14 protein-coding genes are annotated in these 13,900 nt (G+C 70.4%); 11 read left to right on the top strand and 3 right to left on the bottom strand.

Features of this window, described 5'->3' with window-relative positions; translation table 11 throughout:
* Nucleotides 1-38 precede the first annotated feature (38 nt).
* Complete coding sequence (locus HQQ88_RS08830; RefSeq protein ID WP_367917002.1) at nt 39-767, top strand: CoA pyrophosphatase; 729 nt, start codon at nt 39-41, stop codon at nt 765-767.
* Here the strand turns inward: HQQ88_RS08830 and HQQ88_RS08825 are convergent.
* Nucleotides 673-1,929 carry an ROK family protein gene (locus tag HQQ88_RS08825; protein WP_131921839.1) on the bottom strand — a complete coding sequence of 419 codons (1,257 nt, stop codon included), beginning with the start codon at nt 1,927-1,929 and terminating at the stop codon, nt 673-675. The genes HQQ88_RS08830 and HQQ88_RS08825 overlap by 95 nt on opposite strands.
* 168 nt (nt 1,930-2,097) lie before the next feature.
* On the opposite strand from HQQ88_RS08825, the gene HQQ88_RS08820 reads away from it, so the two are divergent.
* From HQQ88_RS08820 to HQQ88_RS08795, 6 genes are all read left to right on the top strand, one after another.
* A complete protein-coding gene (locus tag HQQ88_RS08820; RefSeq protein WP_243692426.1) occupies nt 2,098-3,360 on the top strand; it encodes an ABC transporter substrate-binding protein in 1,263 nt (420 codons plus the stop codon).
* Between the two features lie 11 nt (nt 3,361-3,371).
* Nucleotides 3,372-4,319: a carbohydrate ABC transporter permease gene (locus tag HQQ88_RS08815; RefSeq protein ID WP_111084432.1), complete on the top strand. Its 948-nt coding sequence runs from the start codon at nt 3,372-3,374 to the stop codon at nt 4,317-4,319.
* Nucleotides 4,319-5,224 carry a carbohydrate ABC transporter permease gene (locus tag HQQ88_RS08810; protein ID WP_123291961.1) on the top strand — a complete coding sequence of 302 codons (906 nt, stop codon included), beginning with the start codon at nt 4,319-4,321 and terminating at the stop codon, nt 5,222-5,224. Before HQQ88_RS08815 ends, HQQ88_RS08810 begins: the two co-directional genes overlap by 1 nt.
* A 68-nt stretch (nt 5,225-5,292) precedes the next feature.
* On the top strand, nt 5,293-6,954 hold the full coding sequence (locus HQQ88_RS08805; RefSeq protein ID WP_173169442.1) for a glycoside hydrolase family 13 protein: 1,662 nt from the start codon (nt 5,293-5,295) through the stop codon (nt 6,952-6,954).
* Between the two features lie 145 nt (nt 6,955-7,099).
* A complete protein-coding gene (locus HQQ88_RS08800) occupies nt 7,100-8,026 on the top strand; it encodes an ATP-binding cassette domain-containing protein (RefSeq protein ID WP_173169241.1) in 927 nt (308 codons plus the stop codon).
* The gene (locus HQQ88_RS08795; protein ID WP_123291959.1) at nt 8,023-9,246 is read left to right on the top strand and encodes an ABC transporter permease; all 1,224 of its coding nucleotides are present in this window, start codon (nt 8,023-8,025) and stop codon (nt 9,244-9,246) included. The genes HQQ88_RS08800 and HQQ88_RS08795 overlap by 4 nt, the downstream gene beginning before the upstream one ends.
* On the opposite strand, the gene HQQ88_RS08790 is transcribed toward HQQ88_RS08795, so the two are convergent.
* Nucleotides 9,243-9,953 carry a hypothetical protein gene (locus HQQ88_RS08790; protein WP_123291958.1) on the bottom strand — a complete coding sequence of 237 codons (711 nt, stop codon included), beginning with the start codon at nt 9,951-9,953 and terminating at the stop codon, nt 9,243-9,245. The genes HQQ88_RS08795 and HQQ88_RS08790 overlap by 4 nt on opposite strands.
* Nucleotides 9,954-10,080: 127 nt before the next feature.
* Complete coding sequence (pnuC, locus tag HQQ88_RS08785; protein ID WP_123291957.1) at nt 10,081-10,746, bottom strand: nicotinamide riboside transporter PnuC; 666 nt, start codon at nt 10,744-10,746, stop codon at nt 10,081-10,083.
* A gap of 356 nt (nt 10,747-11,102) precedes the next feature.
* On the opposite strand from pnuC, the gene HQQ88_RS08780 reads away from it, so the two are divergent.
* The 4 genes from HQQ88_RS08780 (at nt 11,103) to HQQ88_RS08765 (ending at nt 13,898) form a co-directional block, all read left to right on the top strand.
* Nucleotides 11,103-11,657 carry an alternate-type signal peptide domain-containing protein gene (locus HQQ88_RS08780; RefSeq protein ID WP_123291956.1) on the top strand — a complete coding sequence of 185 codons (555 nt, stop codon included), beginning with the start codon at nt 11,103-11,105 and terminating at the stop codon, nt 11,655-11,657.
* 113 nt (nt 11,658-11,770) lie between these two features.
* Nucleotides 11,771-12,367 carry a TasA family protein gene (locus HQQ88_RS08775; protein ID WP_173169240.1) on the top strand — a complete coding sequence of 199 codons (597 nt, stop codon included), beginning with the start codon at nt 11,771-11,773 and terminating at the stop codon, nt 12,365-12,367.
* Nucleotides 12,364-13,248 (top strand): hypothetical protein, encoded by an 885-nt coding sequence (locus tag HQQ88_RS08770; protein ID WP_123938506.1) that lies wholly within the window; start codon nt 12,364-12,366, stop codon nt 13,246-13,248. Before HQQ88_RS08775 ends, HQQ88_RS08770 begins: the two co-directional genes overlap by 4 nt.
* Nucleotides 13,245-13,898 (top strand): signal peptidase I, encoded by a 654-nt coding sequence (locus HQQ88_RS08765; RefSeq protein WP_173169239.1) that lies wholly within the window; start codon nt 13,245-13,247, stop codon nt 13,896-13,898. Before HQQ88_RS08770 ends, HQQ88_RS08765 begins: the two co-directional genes overlap by 4 nt.
* Nucleotides 13,899-13,900: the final 2 nt, after the last annotated feature.

The following is a 13,900-nucleotide window of genomic DNA, read 5'->3' as shown; positions in this document are numbered from 1 at the left end:
GCGCACGGCCACCAGCGCCGCGCGCCTAGGGTGGGCGGGTGATGGGCGACGAGGGGCGAGCACGGGCGGCACTCGCGACCGTCGCAGCGAACGGGTGGGGCGACGCCGAGCCGCTCGTCGAACCCGGCGGCACGGCCACCCCGCGGCACGCCGCCGTCCTGATGCTCTTCGGCACGCTCGACCGCACCCCCAGCGACCGCCCGGCCGTCGCCGCCGACGTCCCACGTGACCTCGACGTCCTGCTGCTCGCGCGTGCCACGACCCTGCGCGCGCACCCGGGCGAGATCGCGTTCCCCGGTGGACGGATCGACCCGGGCGATGCCGACGCCGTCGCCGCAGCCCTCCGCGAAGCACACGAGGAGACCGGGCTGGACCCGACGGGCGTCGAGGTCCTCGGCACGCTGCCCGCGGTGCCGCTGGCGTTCTCGAACCACCTGGTGCGCCCGGTGCTGGGGTGGTGGCGCGAGCCGTCCCCGATCCGGGTCGTCGACGAGCGCGAGTCGGCCGCGGTGTTCCGGGTCCCTGTGGCGGACCTGCTCGACCCGGCGAACCGCGGGGTCACGGTGATCCGACGCGGTGGTCAGGAGTGGCGCGGGCCGGGCTTCACCGTCGATGCGGAGCACAGCGACCACGACGACGGCGACCACCACGACGACCACCTGGTGTGGGGGTTCACCGCGATGCTGCTGGATGCGCTGTTCGACCGGCTCGGGTGGACCGAGGACTGGGATCGGGAGCGGGAACTGCCGCTCGATCGTCGACACTGATCCGGTCGGCACCGCCCAGCGGGAACGACAGCGGGTCGGCACGGACCGCGTCCACCGCGTGGGCGACTGCCCCGATGACGACGACGTCACCGCCGAGCGTCGACGCCACCAGGTCGGGCACGGGGTCGAAGTGCCAGCCGTCGAGCAGGGCACGAGCCCGGTCGATGACGGCGACCGCCGGCTGGGCGATCGCACCGGCGACGACCACGCGGTCGATGTCGAGCAGGCTGGCGAGCAGGACGCAGACGCGGGCCAGTCGGTCGCCGAGGCGGTCGACGATCGCCAGCGCCACGGTGTCGCCGTCCTGCGCCGCGCGGAACACGGCGGAGGCACCGGCGTCCACCGCGAGCGGACTGCCCGGCCGGACCTCGCCCGCGGCGACGGCCTCGGCGACCAGCGTCCGCGCCGTCGCGCCGATGCCGTCCGACGACCCGACCCCCTGGACGATGTCGAGCACGCGCATCTCCCCCGCGCCGCCGTGGGCACCGCGGAGCAGCACACCGTCGACCACGAGGCCGCTGCCGAACCGCTCGCCGGAGAGCAGTGCGGCGAACGAGGCGTCCCCCGAGGACGGCCGCTCGGCGAGCGCGGCGAGGTTCGCGTCGTTCTCGACGACGACGCGGCCGTGCGGGACGGCGCCGGCGAAGCCCGGGTTCATCCGGTCCCAGAAGCCGCCGTCGCCCGGCGATGCCCCGCCGGTGTCGACCGGCGCGGGGATGCCGACGACGGTGACCAGAACGCGGGAGCGGTCGGCTCCGGCGGCGGCGAGCGCGTCGTCCACGGTGTCGGCGAGGACTGCGAGCCGGACGGGAACCTCGAGTCCCGACTCACCGAGTGCCCCTTCGGCGCGACCGAGCACGGTGCCGCGCAGGTCGGCGACGATGGCGGTGACCCGGTGCTGTCCGGCGTCCACCCCGACGACGACCCCGGCGGCGGTGTCGAGTTCGTAGCGCCGGGCGGGCCGACCGATCCGGTACTCCCCGGCGGCACGGGCGTCGTCGAGCTCATGGAGCCAGCCGAGCCGGACGAGTTCCTCGCACGCGGCCAGCACGGTCGAGCGGGTCAGGCCGGTGGCGTCGATGGCCTCGGTCGCGGTGAAGGCGCCAGCGTCGAAGGCGTGCGCGAGCAGTGTCTCGGCGCTCGTTCGACGGGGTGGCGGCATGCCGTGACCTTATCGCGCAACGAGTTCCTTGCGTAATTAGATTTTGTCGCTAGATTTAGTCTCGCGGTCGGCATCGGAGCCGATCGCAGGACGGAACGGCAGGGCTGCCGGGTCCGGACGGACGGAGACGACGTGCAACCACACGCCACGACCAGGACGGCGGCATCGGTGAGCCGACGCTCGTTCCTGCTCGGAGCCGGCGGCATCGGAGCGGGCCTCGCGCTCGCCGGGTGCGCCCCGATCGGGTCCTCGAGCGCCAAGCCGGAGACCATCACGTTCTACGTCTCGAAGCCCGAGGTCATCGGGTATTTCGACGGCGTCATCGCGCAGTTCCACGACAGCCAGTCGAAGGTGCGGGTCGTCCGTGACTCGACCTCGAGCATGTCCGCGAACTTCGTCCGGAACCGGCCGCCGGACCTCGGCTGCTGGAACTACAACTTCTCGGTCGTGCCGTTCGTCGAGCACGGAGCCCTGACGGACCTCTCCGACCTGTCGCAGGCCGACACGATCAACCCGGACCTGTGGCCGCTCATGCAGCAGACCGCCGACTACCCGGGTCGCAAGAGCGCCCTGCCGTACTCGGTGACCGCCGCCTCGGTGATCTACAACAAGGCACTGTTCGCCGAGCAGGGGCTCGAGGTGCCGACGACGTGGAGCGAGTTCGCCGATCTCTGCAAGCGGCTGCAGCAGGCCGGCATCGCCCCGATCTACGGGACGTTCAAGGACAACTGGACGATCGCGCAGGGCATGTTCGACTACACGGTCGGCGGTGCGATCGACACCCCGAAGACGTTCGACGCACTGCGACGCGAGGGCACGAGCGTCGGCAAGGACTCGTCGGTGTCGTTCGAGAAGGACCTCCGGACGCCGATGGAACGCATGACCCAGCTGCGCGCATGGCACCAGGACGGTGCCGCCAGCCGCGGGTACGGCGACGGCAACCTCGCGTTCGCACAGGGCAAGGCCGCGATGTACCTGCAGGGGCCGTGGGCGCTCGGCGAGATCGCCAAGACGAACAAGGACATGGACCTCGGCACCTTCCCGCTGCCCGTCACCGACGACGCCGCGGACAACAAGGTGCGGGTGAACGTCGACCTGGCGCTCTGGATCCCCGAGGCGTCCCGGAAGCAGGAGGCCGCCCGCGAGTTCCTGACGTTCCTGATGCAGTCGAAGGTCAACGACAAGTACAACGCCGACAACAACGGCTTCGGTGTCCGCAAGGACGCTCCCCCGGCGTCGAACCCGGCGCTGACCGGCATGCAGTCGTACTACGACGACGCCGCCTTCTACCTCGGTGCGTCGCAGCTCATCCCCGCCGAGATCCCGGTCGCGAACTACGCGCAGTCGATCGCCTTCGGCGGCGACCCGCAGCGCCAGCTCCGCACCCTCGACGCCGACTGGGCGCGTCTCGCGCTCCGCACGGCCGCGTAAGGAGACGTCCCATGGCAACCACCACCACCGAAGCCATCACGACGGCGGACCGCCGCCGACGTGGCGGAGCCGCCCCGGGCCTCCAGTCCGTCACCCACAAGCGGAAGCGGATCGAACCGCTCTTCCTCGCCTTCCTGCTCCCCACCCTGCTGCTCTTCACGCTCGCCATCACGCTGCCGGCCGTGATGGGCATCGTGCTCAGCTTCACGAACTCCGTCGGCTTCGGTGAGTTCCGCTTCATCGGGCTCACGAACTACGTCGCGGTGTTCTCCGACCCCGCGATCCTGCAGGCGTACCTGTTCACCCTCGGGTTCTCGCTCGTCACCGTGATCGTCGTCAACGCGGTCGCGTTCCTGCTCGCCATCGCGCTGACGTCGAAGATCCGCGGCAAGATCGCCCTCCGCGCGGTGTTCGTGCTGCCGATGGTGATCTCGGGCATCGTCATCGCGTACGTGTTCTCGTTCCTGTTCGCGAACAGCCTGCCGGCCCTGGCCAGTGCGATCGGCTTCGGTCCGCTCGAGCAGAGCATCCTGGCGAACCCCGACCTGGCGTGGGTCGCCATCGTGATCGTCACCGCGTGGCAGGCGATCCCGTCGACGCTCCTCATCTACATCGCCGGGGTGCTGTCCATCCCCGGCGAGGTCTACGAGGCAGCTGCCCTCGACGGCGCGAGCGCGTGGCGGCAGCTGATCTCGATCACCGCACCGCTGACGGCCGGCTACATCCTGATCAACCTCGTGATCGGGTTTAAGAACTTCCTGAACTCGTACGACATCATCGTCGGCCTGACCGACGGTGGCCCCGGCACCTCGACCACGAGCGTCGCGATGTCGATCTTCAAGGGCTTCAACGGCGGCGACTACGCCTACCAGATGGCCAACGCCACGATCTTCTTCATCATCGCGGTCGTCATCGCCGTGATCCAGCTGCGGGCGACCCGCGGGAAGGCAGCGCTCTGATGACCATCCAGACACCCCTCCGTCCGGGGACGACGAAGACGGGCAGCATCAGATCGGTCGACGCCGACCGGACCGCCGGCCGCCGCGGCGGCAACGCCAACTGGCCCGTCACCGTCGTCCTCGTGCTCTGCGCGCTCTCGATCCTGGTGCCGCTCTACGTCACCCTGACGATGGCGTTCAAGACGACCGGCCAGGCCGTCGACGGCAACGCGTTCTCGCTGCCGGCTCCGTTCAGCGTCGACGGCTTCGTGCAGGCGTGGGAGCTCACCGACTTCCCGCGGGCGTTCGGTGTCTCGGTGCTCGTCGCCGCGATCACCGTCGTCGGCACGATCCTGCTCGCGTCGTTCACCGCGTTCGCGATCGCCCGGAACTGGGACCGTCGGCTGTTCCGCTGGTCGTTCTTCTACCTGCTCGCCGCGATGTTCCTGCCGTTCCCGGTGCTCGCGCTGTCGCAGGTGAAGCTCACCGGGCTCGCCCACCTGGACAACCCGTTCGGCGTCGCGCTGCTGCACGTCATGTTCCAGCTGTCGTTCAGCGTGCTGCTGTTCACCGCGTTCCTGCGGTCGATCCCGGCCGAGCTCGAGGAGAGCGCCCGCATCGACGGCGCGAGCACGGGCCAGGTGTTCTGGCGGCTCGTGTTCCCGCTGCTGGCACCGATGAGCGCCACCGTCGGCATCTTCGCGTTCCTGGCATCGTGGAACGACTTCGTGATGCCGTCGCTGATCACCTCGGACCCGGCGTTGCAGACCCTGCCGGTGCTGCAGCAGATGTTCCAGACCCAGTTCAGCAACAACTACAACGTCTCGTTCGCCTCGTACCTGATGGCGATGGCCCCGGCGATCATCGTCTACCTCGTCACCCAGCGATGGGTGATGGCCGGTGTGACCCAGGGCGCCATCAAGTGAGCAAGACGACCGACCCGGCCGGTACGACCGAACCGACCGACACCGCCACGAACATCGAAAGGCCCGTCGTGACCGACACCCTCGCCCAGCCCGCCACCACCAGCGCCGACGAGACCTGGTGGCGCCAGGCGAGCGTCTACCAGATCTACCCCCGCTCCTTCGCGGACGCGAACGGCGACGGCATCGGCGACCTGCCCGGCATCACCGAACGCGTGCCGTACCTGGCGTCGCTCGGTGTCGAGGCCGTCTGGCTCAGCCCGTTCTACCCGTCCGCCCTCGCCGACGGCGGCTACGACGTCGACGACTACCGCGACGTCGACCCGAAGCTCGGCACGCTCGACGACTTCGACCGGATGGTCGAGGCGCTGCACGCCGCCGGCATCCGGGTGATCGTCGACGTGGTGCCGAACCACACGAGCGACCGGCACGAGTGGTTCCGCGAGGCGCTCGCCGCGCCGAAGGGCTCCCCCGCCCGCGACCGGTACGTCTTCCGCGACGGCACCGGGCCGTCCGGCGAACAGGCTCCGGCCGACTGGATCTCGATCTTCGGCGGCCCGGCCTGGACCGCGGTCGGCGACGGCCAGTGGTACCTGCACTCCTTCGCCAAGGAGCAGCCCGACCTGAACTGGGCGAACCGCGAGGTCCGCGACGACTTCCTGCACACCCTGCGCTTCTGGTCGGACCGTGGCGTCGACGGCTTCCGCATCGACGTCGCCCACGGGCTCGCGAAGGACCTGCCCTCCGGCGCCCTGCCGACCTGGTCGGAGCTCGCCGAGATCCCGAAGGACGGCTCGCACCCGCTGTGGGACCGCGATGACGTGCACGAGATCTACGCCGAGTGGCGGACCGTGTTCAACGAGTACACCCCGGCGCGCACTGCGGTCGCCGAGGCCTGGGTCGCCGCCGACCGCCGCGCCCGGTACGCCAGCGCCGACGGTCTGGGGCAGGCGTTCAACTTCGACCTGCTCGAGGCCGACTTCGACGCCGGTTCGTTCAAGGAGATCATCGAGTTCAACCTCGGCCTGGCCGAGCAGTCCGGCTCGTCGACCACGTGGGTGTTCTCGAACCACGACGTCGTCCGGCACGCCACCCGCTACGCGCTGCCGGCGCGGAACGGCTCCCCCGACAAGCAGGGCGGCGCGTGGCTGCTCGCCGGTGGATCGCAGGACGCGCTGGACCGCTCGCTGGGGCTGCGCCGCGCGCAGGCCGCGACCCTGCTCGAGCTCGCACTGCCCGGCTCCGCCTACCTGTACCAGGGCGAGGAACTCGGTCTGCACGAGGTCGGCGACATCCCCGACGCCGACCGCCAGGACCCCGCGTTCTTCCGGAACCCGGGCGTCGACGTCGGCCGCGACGGCTGCCGTGTCCCGATCCCGTGGACCCGGTCCGGCCCGTCGTTCGGCTTCGGCTCCGGCTCCGCGCACCTGCCGCAGCCGGCGTGGTTCGCGGACGCGAGCGTCGAGGCCGAGGACACCGACCCCGACTCGACCCTGAACCTGTACCGGAAGGCCCTCGGGCTACGCGGGCAGCTGCAGTCCGAGGAGCACCTGGAGTGGCTCGAGACCGGCCGCGACGACGTGCTCGCGTTCCGACGCCCGAACGGCTGGACGAGCGTGACGGTGTTCGGTGACGAGCCCTACGAACTCCCCGCCGGCGAGCTGCTGCTCGCCTCGGCACCGGTGGCAGACGGTGCCCTCACGGGCGTGGGGACGGCCTGGTTGCGTTCCTGACGCAGGGTGCGCGTCGTGGACGCGACCAGGTGACGGACGGGAGGCGCGGTGCAGGCAGGCACCGGGCCTCCCGTCCGCCGTTCGGTCACCATCTCGGGCCGCGACCGGCATCCGAGACGTCAGCCGCTGCCGGTAGGGTCGCCGCATGAGCGGGGCGACGATCAGCGTGCAGGACTTCGTCATGCGGTTCGGGGACCGGAACGTGGTCGACGGACTGTCGTTCGACGTCGCCGCCGGCGAGACGTTCGGCCTGCTCGGCAGCAACGGCTCCGGCAAGACCACGACGATCCGTGCCCTGCTCGGCATCACCACCCCGACCGCGGGCACCCTGAGCATCGACGGCCAGCCGTACCGACCGGCCACCGGTGGCATCGGGTACCTGCCCGAAGAGCGCGGGCTCTACCGCAAGGAATCCGTCATCGACGTGATGTCCTACTTCGGACGGCTCCGCGGGCTCCGAGGTCCCGAGGCGACGGCCTGGAGCATGGACTACCTGGCACGCGTGGGCCTGGCCGACCGCGCCAAGCTCCGCGTCGACAAGCTCTCCGGCGGGCAGCAGCAGAAGGTGCAGCTCGGCATCACGATCATGGACCGGCCGCGGCTGCTCATCCTCGACGAACCCACGAAGGGCCTCGACCCCGTGAACCGACGGCTGCTGCTCGACCTGGTCGACGAACGCAAGGCCGACGGCGCGACCGTCATCCTCGTGACCCACCACATGGACGAGGTCGAGCGGCTCTGCGACCGGATCCTGCTGCTCAAGGACGGCACCGCCGCCGCCTACGGGTCGATCCCCGACGTGCAGGACGCCTTCGGCGGCGCCGTCGCCCGGGTCGGCCTCGACGGACCGGTCCCCCGCTCGCCGCTGTACAAGCTCGCGCGGCACGAGGGCCACGTCGCCTACCTCGTGCCGACGTCGGCCGCAGCACCGGACGGTGCCGACATCCTCGCGGCGCTGGTGGCGGACGGTGTCCGTGTCACCGCGTTCGAGATGCGTCGGATCCCCCTCGACGAGATCTTCGTGCAGGTCTACGGCCACGACGCGCTCGCCGCCGCGGGGGCAGCAGCGTGAGCCGCCTCGGGACCGTCGTCCGGTTCGAGTTCGTCCGCGCGGTCAAGAAGCCCGCGTTCTGGATCGGCACGCTCGCGCTGCCGGTCGTCATCGTCATCGTGTCCCTGCTCGTCGGCATCGGACAGGCCGCCGGCACCGACTCGGTCGTCTCGGGCTCGTCGGCCACGAAGACCCCGTTCCGCTACGTCGACCACTCCGGGCTGGTGTCCGAGTCCGTCGCGGCGAAGTGGGGCGGATCGCCGTCCACCGACGCCGACGCCGACCGCGCCGCCGTGCGCTCCGGGGACCTCGACGCCTTCATCTCGTTCCCGTCCTCCCCCTCGACCTCGCCGATCACCGTCGACGCCGCCGACCGCGGCCTGTTCGCGAACGGTGGCTACTCGTCGCTCGCCGAACGGGTGCTCGAGCAGAGCGTCGCCGCGACCGTCGACGACCCCGAGACCGTCGAGCTCCTGCGCTCCCCACCGGCCACCGACGTCACGACCTACGCCGACGGGCAGGTCGCGCCGGGTTGGCTGTCGATCGTTCCGCCGTTCCTGTACGTCGCCGCCTTCTTCGGACTCGTCATCCTGCTCGCGGCACGCATGGTGACCGTCGTGGTCGAGGAGAAGGAGAACCGCATCTCCGAGATGATCCTGACCGCCGTCACCGCCGGCGACCTGATCCGCGGCAAGGTGATCGCGATGCTGCTCGTCGGGTTCGTGCAGGTCGGGGTGTTCGTCATCCCGGGGCTGGTCGGGATGCTCGCCGTCCTGCCACTCGTCGCCTCGCAGCTCGGCGGGCTGACGATCGACCCGTGGCGGATGCTCGTCGGTGCCCTGCTGCTCGTCGGCGGCGTGCTGCTGGCGTCCGGGCTGTTCGTCGCTGTCGGTGCCGCGGTGCCGTCGATCAAGGACGCCTCGGCGCTGCAGTCCGCGGCGATCTTCGCCCTGATCATCCCGCTCTACGCGGCGTTCTTCGTGATGACCACCCCGACGTCGCCCGTCGCCGCGTTCTTCACGTACTTCCCGACGTTCACGCCCGTCACCGCCATGGTGCGGAACGCCGTCGGCTCGCTGAGCGTCACCGAGTCGGTGGTCTGCATCGTCGAGGTGTTCGTCGCCGCCGGCCTGCTGCTCTGGTTCGCCGAGTACCTGTTCCGGCACTCGGTCGCGCAGTACGGATCGAAGGTGACGCTGCGGCAGATCGTGTCGTGGCGGCGGCGGTCGGTCTCCCGTTAGGGACGGCTCTGGGGTTCCCGCTCGGCTTCGCGTGCAGTCTGCTGGTGTTCCGCCGGTCGCTGGCGCTGCGGCGTCTCGCGCTCGGGGACGTCGGCGTCGAGGTCCCACGACGGCAACTCGTGCTGCTTCCAGCCCTGGCGGAGCGTCCGGACCGACCGGTCGAACTCCACCATGACGTCGATGTGGGGCCGGACGAGCATCTGGATCTGCAGTCCCTCGTACACCGCGAGCAGCTGGGTGGCCGCCTGGTACGACGGGATCGCCGATTCCTCGGCACCGTTGTCGAAGTCGCGCTGCAGACCGTTGCTGAGCTGCTCGACGTACTCGTCGAAGCGCTTGCGGAACAGCTCGGCGAAGCCGGACTCGGAACTCGCGACCGTGATCACGCCCGCGAGGACGCGGACGAGCCCCGGGTCGGCGACGTCCTCGGCCAGGGTCAGCCGGACGTGGTCGATCGTGCACGCCGGCGGGGTCTTCCGACGGGTGCCACGCAGCTGCGTCCACCGGTCGTACGTCACCAGCAGCAGCGCTTCCCACGCGGGGAACAACCGCTCCACGGTCTCGAGCGGGATGCCCGCGACCTCGGCCACGACCGAGGCGTCGACCGCGTCGAAGGAGTGCAGCCGGTAGGCGCGGATCGCTCCGCGGACGGTGCGCTCGGCGAGGGACTCATCGTCCTCGACGCGTTCGCCGTGCAGGGGTTCCATCCGACCATCCCATCGTGTGCGGTACCCCATTGTCTCGTCCCAGACCGGGGGCCGTCACATCCACGCCGGGTCGGCGTGGACCGGCTCGGCGTGGGCGGGCCGTTCAGCCGGGTCGTCAGCCGACTCGTCAGCCGACGGTGACGGGGGCTGCCGGGGGCTTCACCCGCTGCTTCGCCCAGACGAAGAACCCGGTCAGCGTGAAGACGCCGTAGAAGACGTACATGAGACCCGACGCGTAGTACCCGGCCGAGAACAGGAGCGGGACACCGACCAGGTCGACCGCGACCCAGATGAGCCAGAACTCGACCCAGCCCTTCGCCATGCCGTAGGTGGCGAGCAGCGAACCGACGAAGATCCACGCGTCACTCCACACCGGCTCGTACGACCCGAGGGCGCGGAACACCGGCGTGAGCAGGGCGGTCCCACCGACCATGCCGACGACCAGCAGGACGCGGGTCCGCCACGATGCCCAGTGCGGTTCGATCACGGTGGACGTGTCGTCGGGGCGGTGGGTCCAGCGGTACCAGCCGTAGATGCTCACGATGATGAACATCACCTGGCGGCCGGCCTGGCCGAGCAGGTTGACGGGGTTCGGGGTGTCGAACAGTGCGCCCATGAAGACGGTGAACAGGAGCGCGTTGCCGACCAGCCCGACGGGCCAGGCCCAGACCTTGCGGCGCATCCCGCCGAGCGCACTGAGCAGCCCGAAGACGTTGCCGATCACCTCGCGCCAGAGCACCGTCTGGTCGCCGATGACGATCTGCGCATCGAACAGCCAGCGCACGATGCCCATGGGCCCTCCTCGTTTCCGGTCGGTGCAACGGTCGGGGGATGTCCGGCATTCCGGTGGTGATCGGGGTACAAACATGTCCTCCACAGGGTGGACAAAAATCACCCCCGTTTTGGGTCCATGCGAAAGCATGTTCCTACTTGTCCGCACTTTGGGGGACGAGTACCGTCGTCATCAGAGCGAGTCCAGCCCGCCCGAGCAGCAGATCTGCGCTCCGGAGCCCGGCGACCGCTCTCGGCAAAGGTCAGCCGCGACCCCTCACCCGCGAGGTCGATGACACCGTCCCACCGGCACGACGACCCGAATCACGAGCCGGTGGAATCCAGTGCGCCCCGAACGCACAGAACGGACCCGCCACCATGCACAAGATCGTCACTGGCGCCATCGCCGGCGCAGCCGGCATCGCCCTCCTCCTCGGTGGAGCAGGCACCTTCGCCCTCTGGAACGCCAGTGCCTCCAGCGCCGCGTCCTCGGTGAGCTCCGGCACGCTGACCCTCAGCGCGAACAACGACGGCGCCTGGACGGACATCACGAACGGCCGCTCGACCGCGATCAACCCCACCACCGCCCTGATGGTGCCGGGCAACACGTTCCAGTTCACGCAGACGCTGAACATCGGTGCGACCGGCCAGGACCTCAAGGCGAACCTGACCTACGCCAGCCAGTCGATCACCGGTGACTCCGCACTCCTCGCCGCGACGCAGAAGACCCTCGCCGTGACGTCCTCGAGCGCCACCGTCGTGCAGTCCACGTCGAACGCGAACACCTTCGTCGTCTCGCCGTCGGCGTCGACCTCGACCGTCAAGGTCGTCTTCACGATCACGCTGCCGTCCTCGGCGACGACCGGGCAGAACGGGTCGATCAACGTCGGCGCCCTGGCCTTCACGCTCACCCAGACCGCGATCGGTTCCTGATCCACCGATCGCACTGACGCGGGCCACGACCGGCCCCTGATCCGCCGGTCGTGGCCCGTGCTGGGCCCTTGTGGCCCGCACCAGCAGAGGCTCACGAGCACCAGGGGACGCACATGACCGGGACACCGAGGACGACGGGCCGCCACCGCGCGGCACGACGCCACCGGTGGATCCCGCCCGTCGCGCTTGCCCTGGTCGTCGCCGTCGCCACGGCGCTCCTCGGCGTCGGCGGGACCTACGCCCTCTGGAACGGCACCGCCAGCACCGCGGCCACCACCGTGAAGTCGGCGACCGCGACGATCACCGTCGGCACCCTGTCGACGATGAACACCACCGTCCTCGGACCGGGTACCGGGGTCACCGGCACCTTCGCCGTGAAGAACACCGGCTCGATCCCGCTCTCGATGCGCGTCGCCACGACGTCCACGAACGTCGCCTACGCGACGAACGCGTCGTCGGCGGCCGTCCTCGGCGAGCTGACGCTCCGTCTGACCAACGTGTCATCGGCTGCGGCCTGCACCACCGGGCTGTCCGGCGCGAGCGGCCGTCTCGCCGCCTTCGACACCGGTAGCGGTTCGTTCACGCTCCAGCCCGGTGCGAGCACCGTCGGCTGTGTCGAGCTGGTCCTCGACGCCGACGCGCCGCAGAGCGTGTCCGGCGCCGTCACCGACTTCACCCTCACCGTCACCGGAACGCAGGTCTCCGCATGAACCGCCGTCTCCGGCTCGTCGTCGCCGTGCTGCTCACCGCCGTGTTCGTCGGCGGTGGGTCGAGCGCCGCCTGGGCACTGTGGAGTGCGTCCAGCACCACGGCCTCGAGCGTCACGATCGGCAAGGTCTCCGCCTCGATCGCCGGCACGAGCGCGCTGACCACCACCTTCTCGTCCACGGTGACGTCGGTCACGAAGCCGATCACGCTCACCAACTCGGGCTCCATCGCCGGCACCGCGACGACCACCGTGTCCGTCGTCTCCGGCAGCTCGACGGCGCTCGCGCAGGCGGTCACCGTCGTCGCGTGGCCCGTCGCCACGACCGCGGCGTGCACGACGAACACCGCGGTCGGCAGCGGCTCGGTCACCGGCACCTGGGCGTCACTGCCGAGCATGACGTCCAAGCTCGCCGCCGGCGCCTCGGCCATCTGGTGCACCCGCAGCACGCCCAAGTCCTCGGCGCCGGCATCCGCCACGGCCAACGTGAACGTGAACCTCACCGTGGCGAGCGGCAGCTGGACCTCGGGCGTCGTGCAGGGAGGCTTCTACCTGAACACCTCGGCAGCGGAAGCAGCGCTGACCTGCAACGACCACAGCGGCAACTACGTCGACGTCACCTGGGACGCCGCAGGCCGCCCCAAGGAGACCTGGTACGCCGCCTACGTCGGGACCACGCCGGTCGGACAGAAGGCGCAGGACTACTCGGCGTTCATCACCATCGCCCCGAGCGACATCCCGGCGAGCGCGGGTACCTCCGGCACGCTCACCGTCACGGTCAAGGTCCTCGACAGCGCCGGCAACCCGACCTCGACCGTCGCCGGCAGCGGCCCGGTCACGCTCTTCACGCAGAACAACGGCGCGGCGATCCGGTGCGGCGCATGACCCGCGCGGCGGCTCGTCCCGAACGTGCAGAGCGCTCCGGTGGGCGTGCGGTCGTGCACGCCGTCGTCCTCGGTCTCAGCACCGGACTGCTCCTGCTCGTCGCGGCCCTCGCCGTCGTGCTCATCGTCGTCCCCAAGGCCACCGGGTCGATGCCGCTGACGGTCCTGACCCAGTCGATGGAGCCGACGCTGCCCCCCGGCACCCTGCTCGTCGTCCGCCCGACCGCCGTCGACGACATCGAGGTGGGCGACGTCGTCACCTACCAGATCGTCTCCGGCCAGCCGGCCGTCATCAGCCACCGCGTGACCTCGGTGTCCTCGTCGTCGAACGGGGCGCGCACGTTCGTCCTCAAGGGCGACAACAACGCGAAGGCCGACCCGCACCCCGTCACCGCCGCACAGATCCGGGGCGTGGTCTGGTACAGCGTCCCCGAGATCGGTGTCGTCAACCAGCTCGTCAACGGGTCGCGGAGCTGGCTCATCCCGACCGTCGCCGGGGTCCTGTTGGCGTACGGCGGCGTGATGATCACCATCGGCACGGTCACGGCCGCTCGCCGTCGACGTGGGGCGTCCGGGCGCGGGCGACGTGCGACGGCCGGTCACGGGCGCCGCAGGGCATCGCACCGGGGCTCGGGGCAGGCCTCGGTCTAGGC

It is taken from the genome of Curtobacterium sp. VKM Ac-2861 (assembly GCF_013204965.1).
Lineage (GTDB): Bacteria > Actinomycetota > Actinomycetes > Actinomycetales > Microbacteriaceae > Curtobacterium.
The sequence above is the reverse complement of the archived record's forward strand: the minus strand, read 5'-3'. Positions and strand labels throughout refer to the sequence as shown.

What these genes read in the sequence shown, in the direction of transcription:
- HQQ88_RS08775 (WP_173169240.1), top strand. Translation starts at nt 11,771, where the DNA reads ATGACCGGGACACCGAGGACGACGGGCCGCCACCGCGCGGCACGACGC.
- HQQ88_RS08780 (WP_123291956.1), top strand. Translation starts at nt 11,103, where the DNA reads ATGCACAAGATCGTCACTGGCGCCATCGCCGGCGCAGCCGGCATCGCC.
- HQQ88_RS08810 (WP_123291961.1), top strand. Translation starts at nt 4,319, where the DNA reads ATGACCATCCAGACACCCCTCCGTCCGGGGACGACGAAGACGGGCAGC.
- HQQ88_RS08825 (WP_131921839.1), bottom strand. Translation starts at nt 1,929, where the DNA reads ATGCCGCCACCCCGTCGAACGAGCGCCGAGACACTGCTCGCGCACGCC.
- HQQ88_RS08790 (WP_123291958.1), bottom strand. Translation starts at nt 9,953, where the DNA reads ATGGAACCCCTGCACGGCGAACGCGTCGAGGACGATGAGTCCCTCGCC.
- HQQ88_RS08800 (WP_173169241.1), top strand. Translation starts at nt 7,100, where the DNA reads ATGAGCGGGGCGACGATCAGCGTGCAGGACTTCGTCATGCGGTTCGGG.
- HQQ88_RS08815 (WP_111084432.1), top strand. Translation starts at nt 3,372, where the DNA reads ATGGCAACCACCACCACCGAAGCCATCACGACGGCGGACCGCCGCCGA.
- HQQ88_RS08770 (WP_123938506.1), top strand. Translation starts at nt 12,364, where the DNA reads ATGAACCGCCGTCTCCGGCTCGTCGTCGCCGTGCTGCTCACCGCCGTG.
- pnuC (WP_123291957.1), bottom strand. Translation starts at nt 10,746, where the DNA reads ATGGGCATCGTGCGCTGGCTGTTCGATGCGCAGATCGTCATCGGCGAC.
- HQQ88_RS08765 (WP_173169239.1), top strand. Translation starts at nt 13,245, where the DNA reads ATGACCCGCGCGGCGGCTCGTCCCGAACGTGCAGAGCGCTCCGGTGGG.